We start from the raw sequence: 19693 nt of genomic DNA, 5'->3' as shown, positions 1-19693 counted from the left end.
GAATATGTATCTTTGCCTAATATATTGGGGAAAGATTGAATACACCAACAACCACGAATATTGACAATGTACAAGAAAATATGAGGCAACTTAAATGTTGCGTCATAGTACCTACCTATAACAATGCTAAAACCTTAAAACGAGTTTTAGACCGTGTTCTTCTTCAGACTACTAATATTATTATCATCAATGATGGTTCTACCGACAATACAAAAGAGCACTTAATTGATTATTCAGAATATACCCAAATCACTTTAACTCAAAATAAAGGAAAAGGAAATGCGCTAAGATTAGGCTTTAAAAAAGCATTAGAATTAGGTTTTGAATTTGCCATCACTATTGACTCTGATGGTCAACATTTTCCTGAGGATATTCCAATATTCTTAGATGAATTAGTCGCGACTGAAGACAAGAAAATTTTATTGATTGGCAGTCGAAATATGACGCATGAAAGCGTTCCAAAAAAGAGTAGTTTCGGTAACAAATTTTCCAATTTTTGGCTGTGGGTTACCACAGGAACGACATTAGCCGACACCCAATCAGGTTTTCGTTTGTATCCCATAAAAGCAATGCAAGACATAAAACTCAGAACGAATAAGTTCGAGTTTGAGATTGAAGCCATGGTAAAGTCTTCTTGGAATGGTATTACCTTAAAAAATGTGCCAATTCGCGTCTTATATGATGAAACCGAACGTGTTTCACATTACCGCCCAACAAAAGATTTCTTACGTATTAGCGCACTAAATACTGTTCTGGTACTCATAGCTTTATTCTACATTAAACCGCGTGATTTATTTCGGAAGTTTCGCAAAAAAGGCTTTAAACGTTTTTTTTATGAAGACTTTTTAAAAAGTAATGATCCACCATTAAAAAAGGCCCTCTCTATTGCTTTAGGTATTTTTATAGGTCTATCTCCGCTGTGGGGTTTTCATACAATTTTAGTTATTACACTAGCCGTTCTTTTTAAATTGAACAAAGTAATTGCCTTTGCCTTTTCAAATGTTAGTATGGCACCTTTAATTCCGATTGTTGTTTTTTTAAGTTTACATACGGGCTCTTGGGTAACCGGACAAGAAGTGAGTTTTTCAATGAGCGACTTTAGTGAAGATTTTGGCGCAATTAAACAATTACGCACCTATCTCATTGGCAGTTTCACACTAGCTACTGTGGCCTCAATTGTATTTGGACTGTTAGGTTATTTCACGCTACTTTTTTTCAACCGAAAAAATTCTACAGTAAGCAATGGGTAGCGTCTTCCATAAAACACACGATTGGATCAGCGCCAACAAATGGCAAAGCATAGTATTGCTTTTTTTACTTGTTAGTGGACTAGCTTTTTTAGCATCTCGAATTCAATTTGAGGAAGATATATCAAAATTGATTCCTGTAAATGAAGAATCTAAACAACTTCAAAAAGTTTTAAAATCAGTCAACTTTGCTGACAAAATTATTGTCAATATTCAATTACAAAATGATGGAAGCGCAAATGACCTTACTGAATTTGCTACTCATTTTTTAGATAGTCTAAATAAAACTTCCGCTGATTACATTAAAGATATTCAAGGCAAGATTGAAGACGAAGTCGTTTTAAAATCAATTGATTTTGTCTACAATAATTTGCCGCTTTTTTTAGATGAAACTGATTATAAAACAATTGCGAAAAAATTAGCACAAGACTCTATCGCTGCAATCACCAAAGAAAATTATAAAACCTTAATTTCTCCATCAGGTATTATTGCTCGCGAAACTATTCTTAAAGACCCATTAGGACTATCGTTTATTGCATTAAAAAAATTGCAACAATTAAGTTTTGGTGATGACTTTAGTATCAAAGATGGATTTCTTCTAAGCAAAGATCAAAAGAATATATTGCTTTTTGTTAGTCCAGCTTTTGAATCAAGTGACACCGCTAATAACGAACCTTTTGTTGACCAACTTTATACTATTCGTAACACGCTAAACAATTCATTTCAAGGAAAAGCGAAACTTGATTATTTTGGCGGGGCATTAATTGCAGTTGCTAACGCACGCCAAATAAAACAAGACATACAATTCACTGTAAGTATTGCGCTAACTTTATTATTTCTAATTTTAATTCTGTTTTACAGAAAACTCACATTACCCATAATTCTTTTTACTCCAACAGCCTTGGGTGGCTTATTGGCCATTGCTATTTTATTTTTAATTCGCACCAAAGTCTCAGCTATATCGTTAGGTATTGGTTCAATTTTATTAGGTGTCACGCTAGATTATGCGTTACATATTTTAACTCACATTAGAAATGGAAATTCTATAAAACGTTTATACAAAGAAGTTGCGCCTGCTATTTTAATGAGCAGTTTAACTACAGCTTCCGCATTTTTGTGTTTGCTATTTTTAGAATCGCAAGCCTTACAAGATTTGGGAATTTTTGCAGCCATTAGTGTGCTTGGCTCTTCCGTTTTTGCTTTACTTTTTATTCCGCAAGTTTATAAAGTATCCATAGAAAAAAAACAAGGCAAAACAATTTTAGACCGTATTGCTGCCTTTAATTTTCATAAAAGCAAATGGGCTATTGCTGTTGTTTTAATAGCGTTTATGGTTAGTATTTTCACGTATTCTAAAGTGCTTTTCAATAAAGATATTAGTCAACTTAATTATGAGCCTAAAGCATTAATTGATGCTCGAAAACGCATTGATGCCCTCACAAATATTGAATCAAAATCTATTTACATAGCTGCCTACGGCACGTCGATTGAAAATACACTACAAACCAACGATCAGTTAAATCAAAAACTTGCAACCCTAAAAAAGGAAAACAGAATTATTGATTACAGCGGTGTTGGTGAATTGGTATCTTCAAAAGCTACACAAGAGAAAAAAATCAATTTATGGAAACAATTCTGGAGTGCAGAAAAAAGTAGCACCCTTCAGAAAAATCTAATTGCAAGCGGAAGTGAATTAGGGTTCAAACCAGAGACCTTTAAAGATTTTTATGAACTTCTTCATTTGGATTTCCAAACTTTAGAAATTGCTGATTTCAAAGCCCTAAATACAATTCCGATTCAAGATTATATAAATACCGAAGATGGCTTTACCACTATTAACTCACTCGTTAAACTAGACTCAACACAAGTTGAACATATTGAAGATACTTTTAAAAATTCATCCAATTCGGTTTTAATTGACAGGCAAGCCGTTAATGAAACTTTTCTTGGTAATTTAAAAAATGATTTTAATCGCCTAATCGGGTATTCGGTTTTAGTAGTTTTATTACTGTTAGCATTTTACTATCGTAGTTTTTCCTTGACTTTAGTTACTTCACTACCTATTTTTTTAACTTGGTTTGTTACCGTTGGCGTTATGGGCCTTTTCTCCATTCAGTTCAACATTTTCAATATCATTATTTGCACTTTTATTTTCGGTCTTGGGGTAGATTACAGCATTTTTATTACCAATGGTTTATTAGCAGAACTCAAAACCGGCGAACGACTTTTACCTACCCATCGCACCTCAATTATACTTTCGGTGATTACCACCATTTTAGGTGTTGGTGTATTAATTTTCGCCAAGCACCCAGCACTGCATTCCATTTCATTGGTATCTTTAATTGGAATACTCTCAGCAGTCGCAATTGCATTCACCTTACAACCATTATTATTCAAATTATTTATTGGAAGTTCTAAAAAAAGACCTATTTCATTACGAGTGTTGTTACACTCCTTACTTTCATCAACCTATTATGCACTAGGCGGAATGTTATTTTCATTTTTAAGTACGGTACTTGTGAAAATAATTCCGATAAGCAAGAAATTGAAAATGAAATGGTACCATAAAGCCATGTCCAATTTTTTGAAATCTGTATTGTATAGTAATCCGTTTGTAAAGAAAAAAGTGGTTAATGTGGCAGGTGAAACTTTTGAAAAACCGTCAATGATTATTGCAAACCATGCTTCTGCACTAGATTCTTTGACCATCGGCATGTTGCATCCGAAGATAATATTTTTGGTTAATGATTGGGTTTACAATTCACCTGTTTTCAGATTTGCGGCACGATTGGCAGAGTTTTATCCTGTTTCTGAAGGCATAGAAAAAAGTGTACTGCATCTGCAGAAAAAAATTGACCAAGGCTATTCGTTAATGGCTTTCCCGGAAGGGACGCGATCTGACACCAATAAAATTAGACGTTGGCATAAAGGAGCATTTTATCTTGCTGAACAATTAAAATTAGATGTTGTACCTGTTCTCATTCATGGCAACTCCGAAGTACAACCCAAAGGAAGTATTGTGATTCGTGATGGTAGTATTAGTGTGAAAATTTTAAAAAGAATACTTTCTTCGGATAAATCATTTGGTGAAACTGATCGTCAACGCACCAAACAGATAGGTAACTTTTTTAGAACCGAATTTCAAAATTTTAGAGATGAAATTGAAGTTGCATCCTACTTTCAAAAAGATATTTTAGCAGAATATCGTTATAAAGGAAATACTATTTACAAGGTTGTTAAAAATGATTTCATTTCGAATAAATCCATCTATAAAAAAATCATAGACTTTGTGCCTAAAAAAGCAACTATTGCTAATCTAGTTGATGATTATGGGCAATTAGCAATTTTACTTTCTATGGATTCGGCAGATAGAAAAATAAATTGTTTTCATTCAAAACCAAACACTCAAATGTTGGTTCAGAATTCATTTACAAGTCAATTTAGAGGTCGAATTTCAACTTTTGATACCATAGAAAAAACGCTTTCTCTAAAACCTGATACCCTCATTTTAAACTTAGACAACGGTGATTTAAATACATTAATTCCCATAATAAGTAATGAAATCGCTAACTTCATTTTAATAACAAACGGCACTATCTATCAAGAAAATTCAATATCTGAATTAGGATTTAAACTAGTACACCAAGAAAAAAAACTGGCGATTTGGCAAAGATAAAATCACATTATGATATTGTAATCATTGGCAGTGGTATGGGCGGACTAGTAGCTGCAATAATTATGGCTCGTGAGGGCAAAAGTGTTTGTGTTTTAGAGAAAAATAATCAGTATGGTGGCAACTTACAAACTTTTGTTAGAGACCGTACCATTTTTGATACGGGCGTACATTATATTGGCGGATTGTCAAAAGGGCAAAACCTTTACCGTTATTTTGACTATCTAGGTATAATAGATGGCTTAGAGCTTCAAAAATTAGATGAAGATAATTATGATGTTATCACCTTTGATGATGATGAAATTGAATATCCGCATGCGCAAGGTTATGACAATTTTAAAAAACAATTAGTTAGTCATTTTCCAGAAGAGGAAAATGCTATTGAGAATTATTGCAACAAGTTACAAGAGATTTGCCAAAAGTTTCCGCTCTATAATTTAGAGGCTGGTAAACCATACGGAAACGATCCAGAGCTTTTTGAGCAATCAGCTAAAGATTATATCGATTCTATTACTCAGAATAAAAAGCTTAGAGCGGTTTTAGCGGGATCTAATTTATTGTATGCCGGCATTGCTGACAAAACTCCAATTTACGTGCATGCGCTTTCTATTAATTCATACATACAAAGTTCATATAGATGCGCAGATGGCGGTAGCCAGATTACTAAATTATTAGTCAAAAGACTTAAAGAAAGTGGTGGCGAAGCATTTAATCATCAAGAAGTAATTGATATTAAGTGCAGTAATAAGAAAATTACTTCTGTGGTTACAGCCGAAGGATTAGAAATTACTGGTGACAAGTACATTTCAAATATTGAACCAAAACTCACCTTAAAAATGGTAGGTGAAAAACATTTTAGAAAATCATACAATTCTCGTATTCAAAATTTAGAAAGTACCGTTTCCGCTTTTAGTATTCACATTGTTCTTAAACCAAACTCATTTAAATATATCAATAAAAACTACTATCATTTTAATGACACTGATAAGGTTTGGAAAGGTCACGAGTACAGTCAAAAAACTTGGCCCGAGACTTACATGGTTTCAATGGGTGTGCGCAAAAACCAAGACGAATGGGGTGACCAACTAACGGCTATCACTTATATGCGTTATGATGAAGTAGCGCAATGGGAAGACACCTTTAATACCGTGGCCCATAAAAATGACCGCGGCGAATCTTATGAAGAATTCAAGAAAATAAAGGCAGAAGCTTTCTTAACTGCAATCGAAAAAAAGTTTCCGAATATACGTGAGTGCATTCAATCAATTCACACTTCTACACCTCTATCTTATCGCGATTATATTGGGTCAACTAGAGGTTCTATGTATGGTTATGTAAAAGATATTAAAGACCCACTTTTGTCGTTTATTTCACCACGCACAAAAATTGAAAATCTATTTTTTACTGGTCAAAGTTTAAATATGCATGGCATACTAGGGGTAACAATTAGTGGTGTTGTCACATGCTCTGAGATTTTAGGAGGAAAATATTTAATTGACAAAATTATTCAGGGCACTAAAAATGAAAACGTCAATGCCAATTAAGCACTTCATAATAAAAACGTTTCTGCTCATTGGATTCTTTTTGGTTCTGGGTTCATGTGGTGTTAAAAAATCTTTGCATGATTTACCTGATGTTTCTAAGTATGAATCTCAAATTGAGAAACGACAAAAAATCAACGATTCAACCTATGCTCTTGGCTCAGATTTTTTGACAAAAAATAAACAGGGCCAATGGGAACTATTGGTTTCGGGAAATCCATTAGAGCTTGGTTTAAAAACCGGAAACCTAACACAAGAACTCTTTAACCATCAAGAAGAAATTTTTGTAAATAAGATTGATGAATTAGTTCCTTCAAAAGGTTGGCAAAATTTTTTACGAAAATTTTTGGCTTGGTTCAATCGAAAAATGTATCAAAATATAGATGAAAAATTTAAAGCTGAGATTTATGGAATTTCAAAATATGCCAAACAAGGTTTAGATTACATAGCTAAGCCTTATCAGCGTGTGATGTACTTTCATGGAGCTCACGACATTGGTCATGCCTTGCAAGATTTAGCGTTGGTCGGTTGTTCTTCTTTTGCGGCTTGGGGTGATCATACTGAAGATGGCAAAATGATTATTGGTCGAAATTTTGATTTCTACGTTGGTGATGAATTTTCAGAAAACAAAATTATCGCTTTTGTAAAACCCGATGATGGATATAACTTTATGTCTGTTACCTGGGGTGGATTTATTGGTGTGCTATCCGGAATGAATGACCAAGGATTAACGGTAACCATAAATGCAGGAAAATCAGATTTTCCACTAGTTGCTAAAACCCCAATATCTTTAGTAACTCGAGAAATTTTACAATACGCTTCTACAATAGATGAGGCTATCGCTATTGCAAAAACTCGAGAAGTATTTGTCTCCGAATCAATTTTTATTGGAAGTGCCAAAGACAAAAAAGCTGCAATTATTGAGGTATCACCAAAGAATTTTGGTGTTTATGAAGTTGAAAATACGAATCAATTAATTTGCGCCAACCATTTTCAGAGTGCTGCATATGCCAATGACAAAAAGAACCAAGAGCACATTTTAGAAAGCCATTCGCAATACCGATTTGAGCGAATGGAAGAACTATTAGTTGAGCATCCTAAAGTGACTCCAGCACTAGCTGTTGAAATTCTAAGAGACAAACAAGGCTTAAACGAGAAAGCAATTGGCTATGGAAATGAAAAAGCGCTCAATCAATTATTAGCACATCATGGTATCGTATTTAAACCTGAAGATTTATTGGTTTGGGTTTCATCGAATCCGTATCAATTGGGTGAATTTGTGGCTTATGATTTAAATGAAATATTCTCAAACGAGCAACCAAACAATAGTAATACTTCATTGTCTAAATCAACTTTAAATGTCAAGGAAGATTCCTTTTTATATTCTGCTGCATACGATAGTTATAAAAAATATCGGGAGTTATATTCGGAAATAAAAAAGGCCATCGCCAATGAAACACATTTAGAAAAACAGATTTTACAAGAGTTTGAAATTAGCAATCGTGAGTTTTGGGAAGTACATTACCTCATTGGCATGTATTATTACAACAAGGGATATGACACACTTGCTTTAGCCGCATTTTTAAAAGCTAATTCAAAAGAAATTACCACTGTACCAGACAAAGAACAAGTGGATCGTTATATTCGTAAATTAAAGAGAAGATTGAATTGATGATGGAAATTCCTGAAATTGAGAAAGCAACTACGGCAGAAATAAAACACTTTCAAGAAGAAAAATTGAAAGTGCTTTTATCATACTTGAATGAAAATTCAAAGTACTATCAAAACCTATTCAATACGCACAAAATTAATATTGCGGAGATTCAAACATTAGAAGATTTAGCAAGAATTCCGATTAGCACAAAAGAGCATTTACAAGAATTTAATGATGATTTTTTCTGTGTTCCAAAAAATGAAATTGTTGATTTCGTTACCACTTCCGGAACTTTAGGCGAACCGGTAACTGTTGGTCTCACCGATAAAGATTTAGACCGCTTAGCATACAATGAGGCTATTTCATTCGCCTGCGCAGGTGTGGGCAAAGATGACATTCTACAACTTACAACAACCATAGATCGTAGATTTATGGCTGGTTTGGCATATTTTCTAGGCGCAAGAAAACTTAAGGCAGGTATTATTCGCGTTGGGGCAGGAATTCCTGAATTGCAGTGGGACACCATTAAAAAATTTAAGCCAACTTATTTAATAGTTGTGCCTTCCTTTTTATTGAAATTGGTAGAATACGCAGCAAAAAATAATATCGATATAAATGCATCTGGCATTAAAGGTGCCATTTGTATTGGCGAAGCTTTACGAGAACAAGATTTCTCTTTAAACACACTCGGTAAGAAAATAAAAGAGGCTTGGGATATAGAATTATATTCAACTTACGCATCTACAGAAATGAGCACTGCTTTTACAGAATGCAGTGAGCAACAAGGCGGGCATCAGCACCCGGAGTTAATTATATCTGAAATTCTAGATGATGCTGGAAATAAAGTACCTGATGGACAAGAAGGTGAATTGGTAATAACCACCTTAGGCGTTGAAGCTATGCCGTTACTTCGATTTAGAACTGGCGACATTGTAATTGCACATACTGCAAAATGCAATTGTGGCAGAAACACTACTCGTTTAGGACCGTTGGTTGGCCGTAAAAAACAAATGATAAAATACAAAGGCACTACTATTTATCCGCCTGCTATGGACAATCTACTGAATGATTTCTCGGAAGTAGCTAGCCATGTTATCGAAATTTATAAGAATACTATCGGCACCGATGAAATCTTAATAAAGATTGCGGTTAAAACTCCTTCTGAGGAACTATTGGTTAAAATAAAAGATCGTTTTCGCTCTAAACTTCGAGTTTCTCCTAAAATAGAAGTCTGTGATAGTAAAGAAATTCAAAAATTAAGCATGGGTAAACTGGGAAGGAAACCAGTTGGAGTTATCGATAAAAGAAATCAGTAAAATCGAACGGTAATGAACAAACCTTTTATCACTGACAAAACCTTTAAAAATGAAGATTATACTCAAATTGCTTTAGTAAAAGGAGAGTATGAAAATTGCATTTTTGAAGGCTGTAATTTTGAAGGAAGTTACCTTGACAATCAAAATTTCATGGAATGTGAATTTATTGATTGTAATCTCAGTAATACCAATATTACTAATACCACTTTTAATGAAATTACCTTTTCACACTGCAAAATGATGGGACTCAAATTTGAACAATGTAATGATTTTTTAATGGCATTTTCATTTTTAGATTGCAATTTAGATTTTTCATCTTTCTACGGACTTCGACTTAAAAAGCAGCAATTTGTTAATTGTAAAATGAATAAGGTCGACTTTTCGGAGTCCAAACTACCCGAAGCAAACTTTGACAATTGCAATTTAGATGGTGCAATTTTTCAACAAACAAATCTTGAGAAAGCGAATTTCGAAACTGCTTTTAATTTTAGCATAAATCCAGAAATTAATAACATTAAAAAAGCAGTTTTTACTAAAGATAAATTGATTGGTCTGCTTCGCAAATATGATATTGTAGTGAAATAATTTAGAAAATCATCTAAAAAATCACATGCTTTAATTGCTAAAAGCAACCTCATCTTCTTCAATTAACAGAATATTGATATCATCAATTAATCGAACTATTTCATCATCATTTGTTCCATCATAGATACCACGAATTTGCCTTTTAGTATCAACTAATATAAAATTAGGAGTATGAATAAAATCTTGCAAACCTCCATCACCTTGGGTAACAACAGCAAAATAACTTTTACGAGCTAGTTCATAAATTTGCTTTTTATCACCTGTGGTAACATTCCATTTTTTCGTAATTACTCTTTCTTTTTGTGCATAATTTTTTAGTACAGAAACGTTATCAATTTCCGGCGTAACCGACAATGACAAAAGTTTTAACTTGTCTACTTTAATATATTCTTTTTGAATTTTTGCCATATTATTTGTCATAACTGGGCATATACTAGGGCAAGTAGTAAAAAAGAAATCTACAACATAGATTTTATTCTTATAATCTTCTTGTGTAATCTTTACCCCTTCTTGATTTATTAGTTCAAAATCAGCAACGGTATGGTCTGTATTTGTGTTTTGCAAACTCTTATCTACTAATTCTGGATTAATATCTGATGGATTATATACCGGCAACTTCTCTTTACAAGAAACGTAGCAAAACTGGAATATTACCAATAAAACAATAAAGTTTATTGTTGTTCTAAATTGGAAATTAAATTGCTTCATTTCCTATAAAATTATGGGCCTCCTGAAGTTCAACTCTATCAGAATTAGATTCATTTGTCAGTTTAATTAATTGTTTAAAATATTTACTGGCTAGTTCAGAATTCTTAGATTTTCTAGCAGCAATTGCAGCGCCATAAATACCATTGAACCTTTCCGGATGTTGAACGAGATTTTCCTCATAAGCTACCAATGCCTCTTGCGGTCTATTTAACGCAATTAACATATCTCCTAACAGTTCTATGGCAGGCAAAACATCACCTGGGGTTAGCGGGTGTAAACTGGTATTACGCTCCATGGCTGCTGCTTCTTGCATTAGGGTTAATCCTTCTTCTTTGTTATTGTTTTTAAAATGCAACCATGCTTTCGCAGTTTTAATTTGAATTTCAACTTGTGTTACTTGTATAAATTTAGAACGATTGTTTTCAGATACTAAGTTTTGGTGTAATTTCTCAAGAGTTTCAATTTCCTTTTTGGCAAGAGAAATCTTATTGGTATGCGATGATCCTAGTGACTTTGCAAAATGGTGAATCGCTTTTTGCCATGGAAAATCTTCCCAGTTCATATTAATTTCTTGCAGTTCTAACGTTGCAGCCCTACCCCAATTTTTATTCTCAAGTGCTATCCTTGATGGTATTGCAGCTATAGGATAAATTACTGCTGTAACATTCAATGGATAAAGATCTTTAAGTTTTCGGACTATTCTATATTGTTCTTCCGCATGCAAATTGTCACCTTTTTGCAAATAGGCATATACCAAATAGTCTACAGCATGCAACTCTTCAAAGAAACCCTCGTTAATCCCCAAAGCTTGTGTATAGCATCTAGCGCTTTCTGCTGAGGCTATGTTTGATTGAATCGACTCTTCCCAGATTCCTAATCTCGTAAAAATATGTGATGGCATATGTTGTGCATGTGAAGATGATGGCGCGATTTTAGCATATTTTCGAGCAGTCTCTAAACCTTTAGGTGCCAATACTGGATTGTCATAATTGTGAATTATATAGTGCGCAATTCCAGGATGATTCGGATTAGATTCTAACAGTGATTCAAGAATTTTACCTGCTTTTTGTTCATTCTTATATTCTTTTCCAACCCTATCTCTAGTAGAATATAGCGCTAAGGTGTAAAAGATAGCAGCTTCTACATCTTCAGGGTATTTAAGATAAATTTCTTCCATCTTTTTTTCGAAACGTTTAGCTCTATCTTTATGATCTACCTGTTCCCAATCTGAATAAAAAGCATCAATCGCATTTATATAATCACGTTGCTTTTCATCCATATTTAATTCCTTAGCTACCGCTAATACTTGTGCACCTTTAACTAAATCTTCATTTGTTGGCGGAAACCAAGCAGCATGATAAATACTCATTGCAACTCCCCAATAGGCCATTGGGCAATTTGGATCTTTATCGATTACTTTTACAAACGCTTTTTCAGCTTCAGAATATTGAAAAGAATGCAGTAATGCCACTGCTAAGTCAAATGTCTCTCTGGTTTCATAGTTACATGAAAGCGAGAACTTTAATTCTCCGAATTGACCATCTCCACAAAGCAAAAGATCTCCTCTTAATAAATCTATTGACGCTAACGCCTGATTGGTATTTTTGTTTTTACACCCAATAAGAATGAAAATTACAATACATAAAACAGAAACTAATTTTGATTTCATATCAGCTCACTTTAATTTTTATAGTGCTTGCAATGTTAATTTTATTTTACAAATACCGTAACCACCACTTATCTCTATTGTTACTCTTATAAGTATTAAACCAAGCACATAGTGGGTAAAGACCAATTATTAAAACTATCCAGATTATATAAACTACTCCTAAATTAAAACCAAACCCCTTTAAACCTGGTTGCATAGTAATCCAAAGATCTGCAAACATGTCTGACTCATTAAAGCCTGTGGCTATTGCAAATAATAGCGCAACTAAATGAATTACATAAAGATGAATAATATAAAAGAACATGGGTACACGACCAATAATTACCAATTTGTCAAAAATCCATCCTTTCCATTTTTCAGCAAGGGCAAGAAGTATTATTGATGGCCCAATTGTTATTAATAAGTATAATAATGAAGGTGGGTACTTGGTAACTTTAAAAAAGGACATTAGGGTATAGCTCCAAGAATCTTGTGATGTCCACAAATAAGGATCACCGTAAAGATTCATAATTCGAATTATAAAAAAAGTTAAGGTAAGGCCTAAGCCAATTTGCAGTAATATTTTGGCTCTAATTTTGCTTTCAAAACGGGGCAAATAAAATGATCCAAAATAATAGCCTATTGGCATTATAAAAACCCAAGGTAAAATAGAATAAGCAACAAAAATCTTTATATCACCGTAGGTCAACAACTTAAATTCATATAGAAATGACCAAATGCTAGTACCAACCTCACTAGTTGGGGCGAAAGAATCAAATACATTATGGCCGACTATAATTAATACAGAAATGGCAACTGCTAAACGCTTGGGTAAATGAATAAGACCTGCTAATAGAATCATGCCCAAACCAAGAACCCATATTACCTGAAGCAAACTATATGAAATATCAAATTTAAAAAGCCATGCAAATTTTATTATGGTAAATTCTAAAAAAATTAACCATACACCCCTTTTAACCAGCCAACTAGTTAAAAATTTTACACCTTTCCGTTGTCCTACTAAAAAAGCTGAAGTACCCGCTAAAAACACAAATACTGGCGCACAGAAATGTGTAATAAATCTGGTAAAAAAAAGTGTACCGTTCGTCTGTGTTAAATCTAGAGGATTAAAAAAAAATGAATCGTAGTGTAAAAAAAGACGGACATGATCCAAAGCCATAATTACCATAACCAAACCCCTTAGCATATCAATTGATTTTATTCTGGTAGTGGCAGTTTTAATCATGATACTAATTCTTGAAATTATAGCCTAAAAAACAAATGTTTGTACTAGCCTATTAAGGTAAACCAAATATGAAGTAGTAAAACAAACTTTATGCTTGCAGCGTATAAAACTGTATAGGATGCAACTTTTATGGTATAAATGGATTAGTATGCAAATAAAATATGGATAGACTTTGATGACGGTCTATCCATATTTCTACTTCTTGGAAGTTCAATTCTCATAAATAATGTACCCATTTAATTTAATGGATTCTTTTACTGTATTTCAAATTGCTTAAGAAAATTGACTTTTTAGATACTGATGATTGATTGTTGAAAGGTTTCATGACTTGATTTTTTGATTGATGTAGTTGTTTATCCGTGATTAGCGGTTAAAGTTTCGATAGTTGGCCCATTGTACTCTTCTACTGTTACTAAACGTAGAAAAATATTGTCCACTTTTAGATTCTGTTGCTGTTTTTGTGATTGATGCTTTCATAATGTTTTGTTTTTTTGATTGTTAACGATTGTTTTTAAATCGTGATTAGCGATTGTAATTTCTATACTGAGCCCATTGTGCTCTTTTACTACTTCCAAAGGTTGAGAAATACTGTCCTGTTTTTGATTCTGTTACCGTTCTGTTGCTTACTGCTTTCATAATTTCTAGTTTTTAATATTATTATAAATCGTTGTTTTTAAATTGTGTACACTAGATAGACGAAGTATGTTTCATTTTGTTACAGTACTATGTAATAAAAGGTACTATTTTATATAATATTTAACATTAACTTATTCAAAGGAAGAATTAAACAAAACTTATTTATCTCTATATCAACTATTTAGGTATATTTTAAAGAACTCACTTATGTTGTATTTTAATTTCTCTTTGAATAAAAAAATGAAGTTGAAGCTGCTAAATCCGTTTACAAACGGATATTTCGTATCTTGTTCATACAATAAACATCACAATGAAATACATTTCTATAATTGTATTCTTCTTTACCATTACTGCAAATGCGCAGAATACATTATCATACAAAGTTGGAGACATTGCTCCTAAAGCTAAGCTTTCACAAATTTCTTGGATGGAAGGTCATTGGCAAGGTGAAGCCTTCGGTGGAATTACAGAAGAAATTTGGAGCCCGCCTCTTGGAGGTTCAATGATGTTTTCATTTAAGTTAGTAGCTGATGGCAAAGTTCAATTTTATGAATTAGGCCATATTCGTCAAGTAGATGAATCTTTAGTTTTTGAATTGAAACACTTTAATAGTGATTTAAAAGGTTGGGAAGAAAAAGATGAAGTGCAAAGCTTTAAATTAATCAAAATTGCTGATAATCGATTTTACTTTGATGGATTTACTTTTGAAAAAATAAATACAAATGAAATCAACATTTATGGACTAATTCACCAAGAAAATGGCGGAAATGAAGAAGTAGTTTTTAACTATAAAAAAGCTCAGTTGTGAAAAAAAAATGCTTAGAATGTGGTACTGAAATAATTGGTAGAGTTGACAAAAAATATTGTTCAGATGGGTGCCGTAATGCCTATCACAACAAATTCAATTCAGATAGCAAAAACCTTATACGTAATATTAATAATAGACTTCGGCGTAACTATAAAATACTTGATGGTTACACTTTAAAAGATGGCAAAACAAGAACTACAAAAACCAGCTTATTAGATAAGAATTTTGATTTTGATTACTTTACAAACCTATATACTACTAAAAAGGGCACTACCTACTATTTCGTATACAACCTTGGTTATTTACCACTAGACAATGATTATTATATGATTGTAAAAAGAGAATAACGTACAATTGCCGTAGTAAAGACAAAAAAAATGCTCTCATTTTAATGGGAGCATTTTTTATTTAAAAGTTATAATTTTCTTACTTCCAGTTATGACCAGTAAGTCTAAGTGCCGCAATAACAATATCTTTTCTTGATATTTGACCAACCAGCAATCCGTCTTTCATTACTGGCAATCTTCTTCGGTTATTTTTATGAAAAACCCCTGCTGCATCAAATATGCTCATTTCATGCGGAATGGTTTCCACATTTTTAGTCATATACGTTTCAACACTTTTTTCAAGAATAGGTAAATTGAAGTACCTACTTTCAGAAATTTGCTTCATACAATCGGCTTCAGAAATGATGCCAACTAAAAAACCATTATCATCAAGTACTGGCCCACCTGAAATATTATATTTCGTAAACAGCTCCATTACCTCTAAAATAGACTGTTCGGGTCTAAAAGACACCAATTTCTTCGTCATATAATCTGTGACCATGATAGGTGCATCAAATTCCTTTTTTGTCTCTTTTCGGGCTCCTCTAAAACTTTTTATTCCCATAATTTTAGTCTTTTTAGTAAATACTGGTTCGGCTAAGGTTAATCTTAAATATAGTCTTTACTTATGATTTTGCCAAAAATATCGGTTGAAACAATCAAAACTTTAAGAATTTCATACTTTTATCGCATATCTTCTAAAATAATGAAACCATTTAATAGTTTTCTAACACTTCTTCTAATTTCTGTGGCCATCTATTGGAGTTTCAAAGCAGAAAAACCAAACTATGTGCCAGATGAACAAATTGAAAAATCGGCCTTTTCTACTGATAGAGCTCTAAAACATGTAGAAAACATTTCTAAAAAACCACATGCCGTGGGTTCTGCAGACCATAAAGTGGTTCGCAACTATATAATTAAAGAACTTAACAAGCTAGGTCTTGAAACACAAATACAAGAAGGCTATACAGCTGGTGATTGGGCTAATTACAGTAAAGCCGTTAATATTTTAACGCGCATAAAAGGATCGGAAGACGGCGAAGCTTTGGTACTTATGTCTCATTATGATAGTAGTCCACATTCATCTTTAGGGGCAAGTGATGCAGGTAGTGGTGTAGCAACTATTTTAGAGGGCATTAGAGCCTTTTTATCAAAAGGTATAACCCCAAAGAGCGATATCATTATATTAATCACTGATGCGGAAGAACTAGGCCTTAATGGTGCAGATTTATTTGTTAACCAGCATGAATGGGCTAAAGAAATTGGTTTGGTTCTGAATTTTGAAGCACGAGGCAGTGGTGGTACTAGTTTTATGTTGCTAGAAACTAATAAAGGCAATGCTGGCTTAATAAAAGAATTTGTGAAAGCTAACCCTGATTATCCTGCTGCAAATTCTTTGATGTACAGTATTTATAAAATGTTACCAAACGATACAGATCTCACAGTTTTTCGTGAGGATGGTGATATTCAAGGTTTTAATTTCGCATTTATAGATGATCACTTTGATTATCATACCGTTCGAGATAATTACAATCGATTAGATCGAAATACGCTGGCACATCAAGGCAGTTATCTTATGCCTTTACTACAACATTTTTCTTCAGCGGACCTCAACAATTTAAGAAGCAAAGAAGACCTAGTGTACTTCAATGTTCCGCTTTTTAAATTAGTTACTTATCCTTTTTCTTGGATATGGCCCATGTTTGCTATAGCTGTTTGCGCTTTTGTTTTACTTCTTTTTTATGGATTCAAAACCAAAAGCCTAAACTTAAAAGCAGTTGCCATAGGATTTATACCTATGCTGTTATCATTTGCAATACCAGGAGTCATCGGTTATTTTTCTTGGCCATTCTTAAAATGGATGTACCCAGGCTATCAAGATATTTTACAAGGTTTCACTTATAACGGGCACGCATATATTTATGCCTTTGTTTTTCTCACTTTAGCAATTTGTTTTTCGTGCTATCACCGATTCAAAAAGACTGACACCAAGAACCTTTTTATAGCACCTATATTTTTATGGTTATTGATTTGTGGCGCACTTTCTTATTATTTAAAAGGGGGCGTCTATTTTATCATTCCGGTGTTTACAGCATTGGCTGCATTAATGGTTCTAATCAATCAAAAAAAACCAAACCCTTTCTTACTGGTATTTTTGTCAATTCCTGCGATATGGATTTTTTCGCCATTTATTGCTGCATTACCCATTGGTTTAGGCCTTAAAATGATGCTCGGCTCAATGATTTTGACAGCATTAACATTTTCCCTTCTATTGCCCCTAATTGGCTTTTATAGAAATAAAAATAATTTAGCGCTGCTTAGTCTAGTTCTTTTTGCATTTTTCATGATTAAAGCACATTTAAATGCTGATTTTTCAGAAGAAAATGCAAAACCAACAAGTTTAGCTTATATACTAAACAGTGAAACCAATAGAGCATATTGGGCAACATATGACAACGTTTTAAGTGATTGGACAAGCAATTACATCGACAAAACCACCACATCAGAAGATTTAAACGTTAACATTATAAAAAGCAAATACAAAACAGGCTTTAGCTTTGTTTCTGAGGCACCTATAAAACATATAAAACCACCTTTAGTAGAAACTTCTCTTGATACCATCATAGGAAATGAACGCATTTTAGAACTTTGTATCACCCATCAGCGTTCAGTAAATAGATTAGAAATTTTTACTGGTAAAACATTTCTAAATGCTGTAAAAATAAACGGCATTGCAATAGAAGAATCACATTTAGGCAGACAAACGGAAGGTAGATTATTAACACATTATATAAGTAATAATGAATATACAGAGCTACAAATAGCAATACCGAAAGTTGAAAAATTAGCCCTTACATTTTATGAGGCTTCAAATGATTTATTAGAACATCCAGAATTTTCATTACCTGAGCGTCCAAAAAACAATATTCCCATGCCATTTGTAATAAATGATGCTATTATAACCATAAAAGAAATCCGTTTTGAATAAAAAAATAGCAATACTAGGTTGTGGTTGGCTGGGTCTTCCGCTAGCTGAAAGTCTGATAAAAAATGGCTACACAATTAATGGCAGTACAACTTCTAAAGAAAAATTAAATGATTTAACCCAGATTGGTATAAATGCTTTTTTAATTACGCTAACGGAAGAAAAACTTGATGGTGATATTACAGGTTTCTTTATGGATGTATCAATTGCGATTATTAATGTTCCGCCGAAACTAAGAGGAGAACACAAAGAAAATTATGTGAAAAAAATGCAACTACTTCACAATGCTATTGTTCAATCTTCTGTGAAAAAAGTTGTTTTTGTAAGTAGCACGGCGGTTTATGGTGAAGCTGAAGGCAAAGTTACTGAAGAAACGCTACCCGAACCTACTACCGAATCTGGCATACAAATGCTGAAAGCCGAAGCAATTTTTAAAAATGAAAGTCGTATTCAAACTACAATTTTACGTTTTGGAGGTTTGATTAGCGCTGACCGACATCCTATTACTATTCTTTCAGGGAGAAAAAATTTATCTAACGGAGGGCATCCTATTAATTTAATTCACAGAACAGATTGTATTAAAATAATCGAAGCTATACTAAAGAATAATTGGTGGAACGAATTATTTAATGGTGTCTATCCCTATCATCCTATTAAAAAGGATTATTATACTGCTGAAGCCAGAAAAAGAGGATTGCAATTGCCTGATTATAAACTAGATAATTCAAAAAAGGGTAAAATTGTACAATCTAATCGACTCATTTATGTTAAAAAACATCTTCTTACCACAACATTAACCTAAACTTATACAACATATAGCCCAACTTTCACAACAAAAGAGGGATTAGTACTGTTAATATTCTATGTATTTCATCGATTAACTACTAACTTTAGTATATAATCATAATATATATTGTTATGGAAAAATCTAATTTAAGAACAAAGATTCTCAACGAAATAGAAAATCTTGTTGCTGGTAGTACGAAGTATAATAGTAGACCTAAATATGAAAGTCTCCATGTTGCAATTTTAAAAAACCACTATAATGCAGCATTGGTCTCGATTGACTATCATCGAAAAAGGGTGAAATTGGATATTGTGTTAGATGACAAAGCATATGATCCAAAAAAGGTTAATACCAACGTACCAATCTTATATGCTAATCTATTATTTAAAAATTTAGGTGAGTTTCTTAAGTCATGTATTGATAATGATTCTAAAAGTCTAGCTATTTACGTTAATCTTTTAAAATCATTCAAAGATAAAGGGGCGAAATACTCAATTGCTTAGGGCTCAATAAATAACCTACTTAACAATAA

At 33.0% G+C, this 19693-nt stretch carries 15 protein-coding genes; 11 read left to right on the top strand and 4 right to left on the bottom strand.

The features are described 5' to 3' along the window. The first annotated feature begins 80 nt into the window (after positions 1-80). Genes JQC67_RS05080 through JQC67_RS05055 form a run of 6 tightly spaced genes read left to right on the top strand, consistent with a single transcriptional unit; the run spans position 81 to position 10016 of the window. Positions 81-1250, top strand: a complete 1170-nt coding sequence (locus JQC67_RS05080) for a DUF2062 domain-containing protein (RefSeq protein ID WP_203251768.1) — start codon at positions 81-83, stop codon at positions 1248-1250. Continuing rightward, a complete protein-coding gene (locus tag JQC67_RS05075; protein WP_203251767.1) occupies positions 1243-4923 on the top strand; it encodes an MMPL family transporter in 3681 nt (1226 codons plus the stop codon). Before JQC67_RS05080 ends, JQC67_RS05075 begins: the two co-directional genes overlap by 8 nt. Further along, positions 4920-6464, top strand: coding sequence for a phytoene desaturase family protein (locus JQC67_RS05070; protein ID WP_203253192.1), 1545 nt, complete (start codon positions 4920-4922; stop codon positions 6462-6464). The genes JQC67_RS05075 and JQC67_RS05070 overlap by 4 nt, the downstream gene beginning before the upstream one ends. Beyond that, positions 6442-8133, top strand: coding sequence for a C45 family autoproteolytic acyltransferase/hydolase (locus JQC67_RS05065; RefSeq protein ID WP_238934487.1), 1692 nt, complete (start codon positions 6442-6444; stop codon positions 8131-8133). Before JQC67_RS05070 ends, JQC67_RS05065 begins: the two co-directional genes overlap by 23 nt. Further along, the gene (locus JQC67_RS05060) at positions 8133-9431 is read left to right on the top strand and encodes a phenylacetate--CoA ligase family protein (protein WP_238934485.1); all 1299 of its coding nucleotides are present in this window, start codon (positions 8133-8135) and stop codon (positions 9429-9431) included. Before JQC67_RS05065 ends, JQC67_RS05060 begins: the two co-directional genes overlap by 1 nt. Before the next feature lie 12 nt (positions 9432-9443). Then, positions 9444-10016 (top strand): pentapeptide repeat-containing protein, encoded by a 573-nt coding sequence (locus JQC67_RS05055; protein WP_203251766.1) that lies wholly within the window; start codon positions 9444-9446, stop codon positions 10014-10016. A 30-nt stretch (positions 10017-10046) separates the two neighbouring features. Here the strand turns inward: JQC67_RS05055 and JQC67_RS05050 are convergent, their stop codons facing one another. From JQC67_RS05050 to JQC67_RS05040, 3 genes are read right to left on the bottom strand one after another with little or no spacing between them, the layout of a single operon-like run. Next, positions 10047-10724 (bottom strand): SCO family protein, encoded by a 678-nt coding sequence (locus JQC67_RS05050; RefSeq protein ID WP_203251765.1) that lies wholly within the window; start codon positions 10722-10724, stop codon positions 10047-10049. Then, positions 10711-12393: a tetratricopeptide repeat protein gene (locus JQC67_RS05045; protein WP_203251764.1), complete on the bottom strand. Its 1683-nt coding sequence runs from the start codon at positions 12391-12393 to the stop codon at positions 10711-10713. Before JQC67_RS05045 ends, JQC67_RS05050 begins: the two co-directional genes overlap by 14 nt. Positions 12394-12439: 46 nt before the next feature. Continuing rightward, positions 12440-13618, bottom strand: coding sequence for a DUF1624 domain-containing protein (locus JQC67_RS05040; RefSeq protein WP_203251763.1), 1179 nt, complete (start codon positions 13616-13618; stop codon positions 12440-12442). Positions 13619-14564: 946 nt separating this feature from the next. Between JQC67_RS05040 and JQC67_RS05035 the strand changes: the two genes are divergently transcribed. Both JQC67_RS05035 and JQC67_RS05030 read left to right on the top strand, forming a co-directional pair. Next, complete coding sequence (locus JQC67_RS05035) at positions 14565-15062, top strand: DUF6265 family protein (RefSeq protein ID WP_203251762.1); 498 nt, start codon at positions 14565-14567, stop codon at positions 15060-15062. Then, a complete protein-coding gene (locus JQC67_RS05030) occupies positions 15059-15409 on the top strand; it encodes a hypothetical protein (RefSeq protein WP_203251761.1) in 351 nt (116 codons plus the stop codon). The genes JQC67_RS05035 and JQC67_RS05030 overlap by 4 nt, the downstream gene beginning before the upstream one ends. Positions 15410-15488: 79 nt before the next feature. Here JQC67_RS05030 and JQC67_RS05025 read toward each other — a convergent pair whose 3' ends face one another. Beyond that, complete coding sequence (locus JQC67_RS05025; RefSeq protein ID WP_203251760.1) at positions 15489-15953, bottom strand: CBS domain-containing protein; 465 nt, start codon at positions 15951-15953, stop codon at positions 15489-15491. Between the two features lie 141 nt (positions 15954-16094). Between JQC67_RS05025 and JQC67_RS05020 the strand changes: the two genes are divergently transcribed. From JQC67_RS05020 to JQC67_RS05010, 3 genes are all read left to right on the top strand, one after another. Continuing rightward, positions 16095-18377: a M28 family peptidase gene (locus tag JQC67_RS05020; RefSeq protein WP_203251759.1), complete on the top strand. Its 2283-nt coding sequence runs from the start codon at positions 16095-16097 to the stop codon at positions 18375-18377. After that, complete coding sequence (locus tag JQC67_RS05015) at positions 18370-19176, top strand: SDR family oxidoreductase (RefSeq protein WP_203251758.1); 807 nt, start codon at positions 18370-18372, stop codon at positions 19174-19176. Before JQC67_RS05020 ends, JQC67_RS05015 begins: the two co-directional genes overlap by 8 nt. Before the next feature lie 116 nt (positions 19177-19292). After that, positions 19293-19664 (top strand): hypothetical protein, encoded by a 372-nt coding sequence (locus tag JQC67_RS05010; RefSeq protein WP_203251757.1) that lies wholly within the window; start codon positions 19293-19295, stop codon positions 19662-19664. Positions 19665-19693: the final 29 nt, after the last annotated feature.

The organism is Aurantibacter crassamenti, assembly GCF_016811105.1.
Classification (GTDB): Bacteria; Bacteroidota; Bacteroidia; order Flavobacteriales; family Flavobacteriaceae; genus Aurantibacter_A; species Aurantibacter_A crassamenti.
This window is presented reverse-complemented; position numbering and strand designations above follow the sequence as displayed.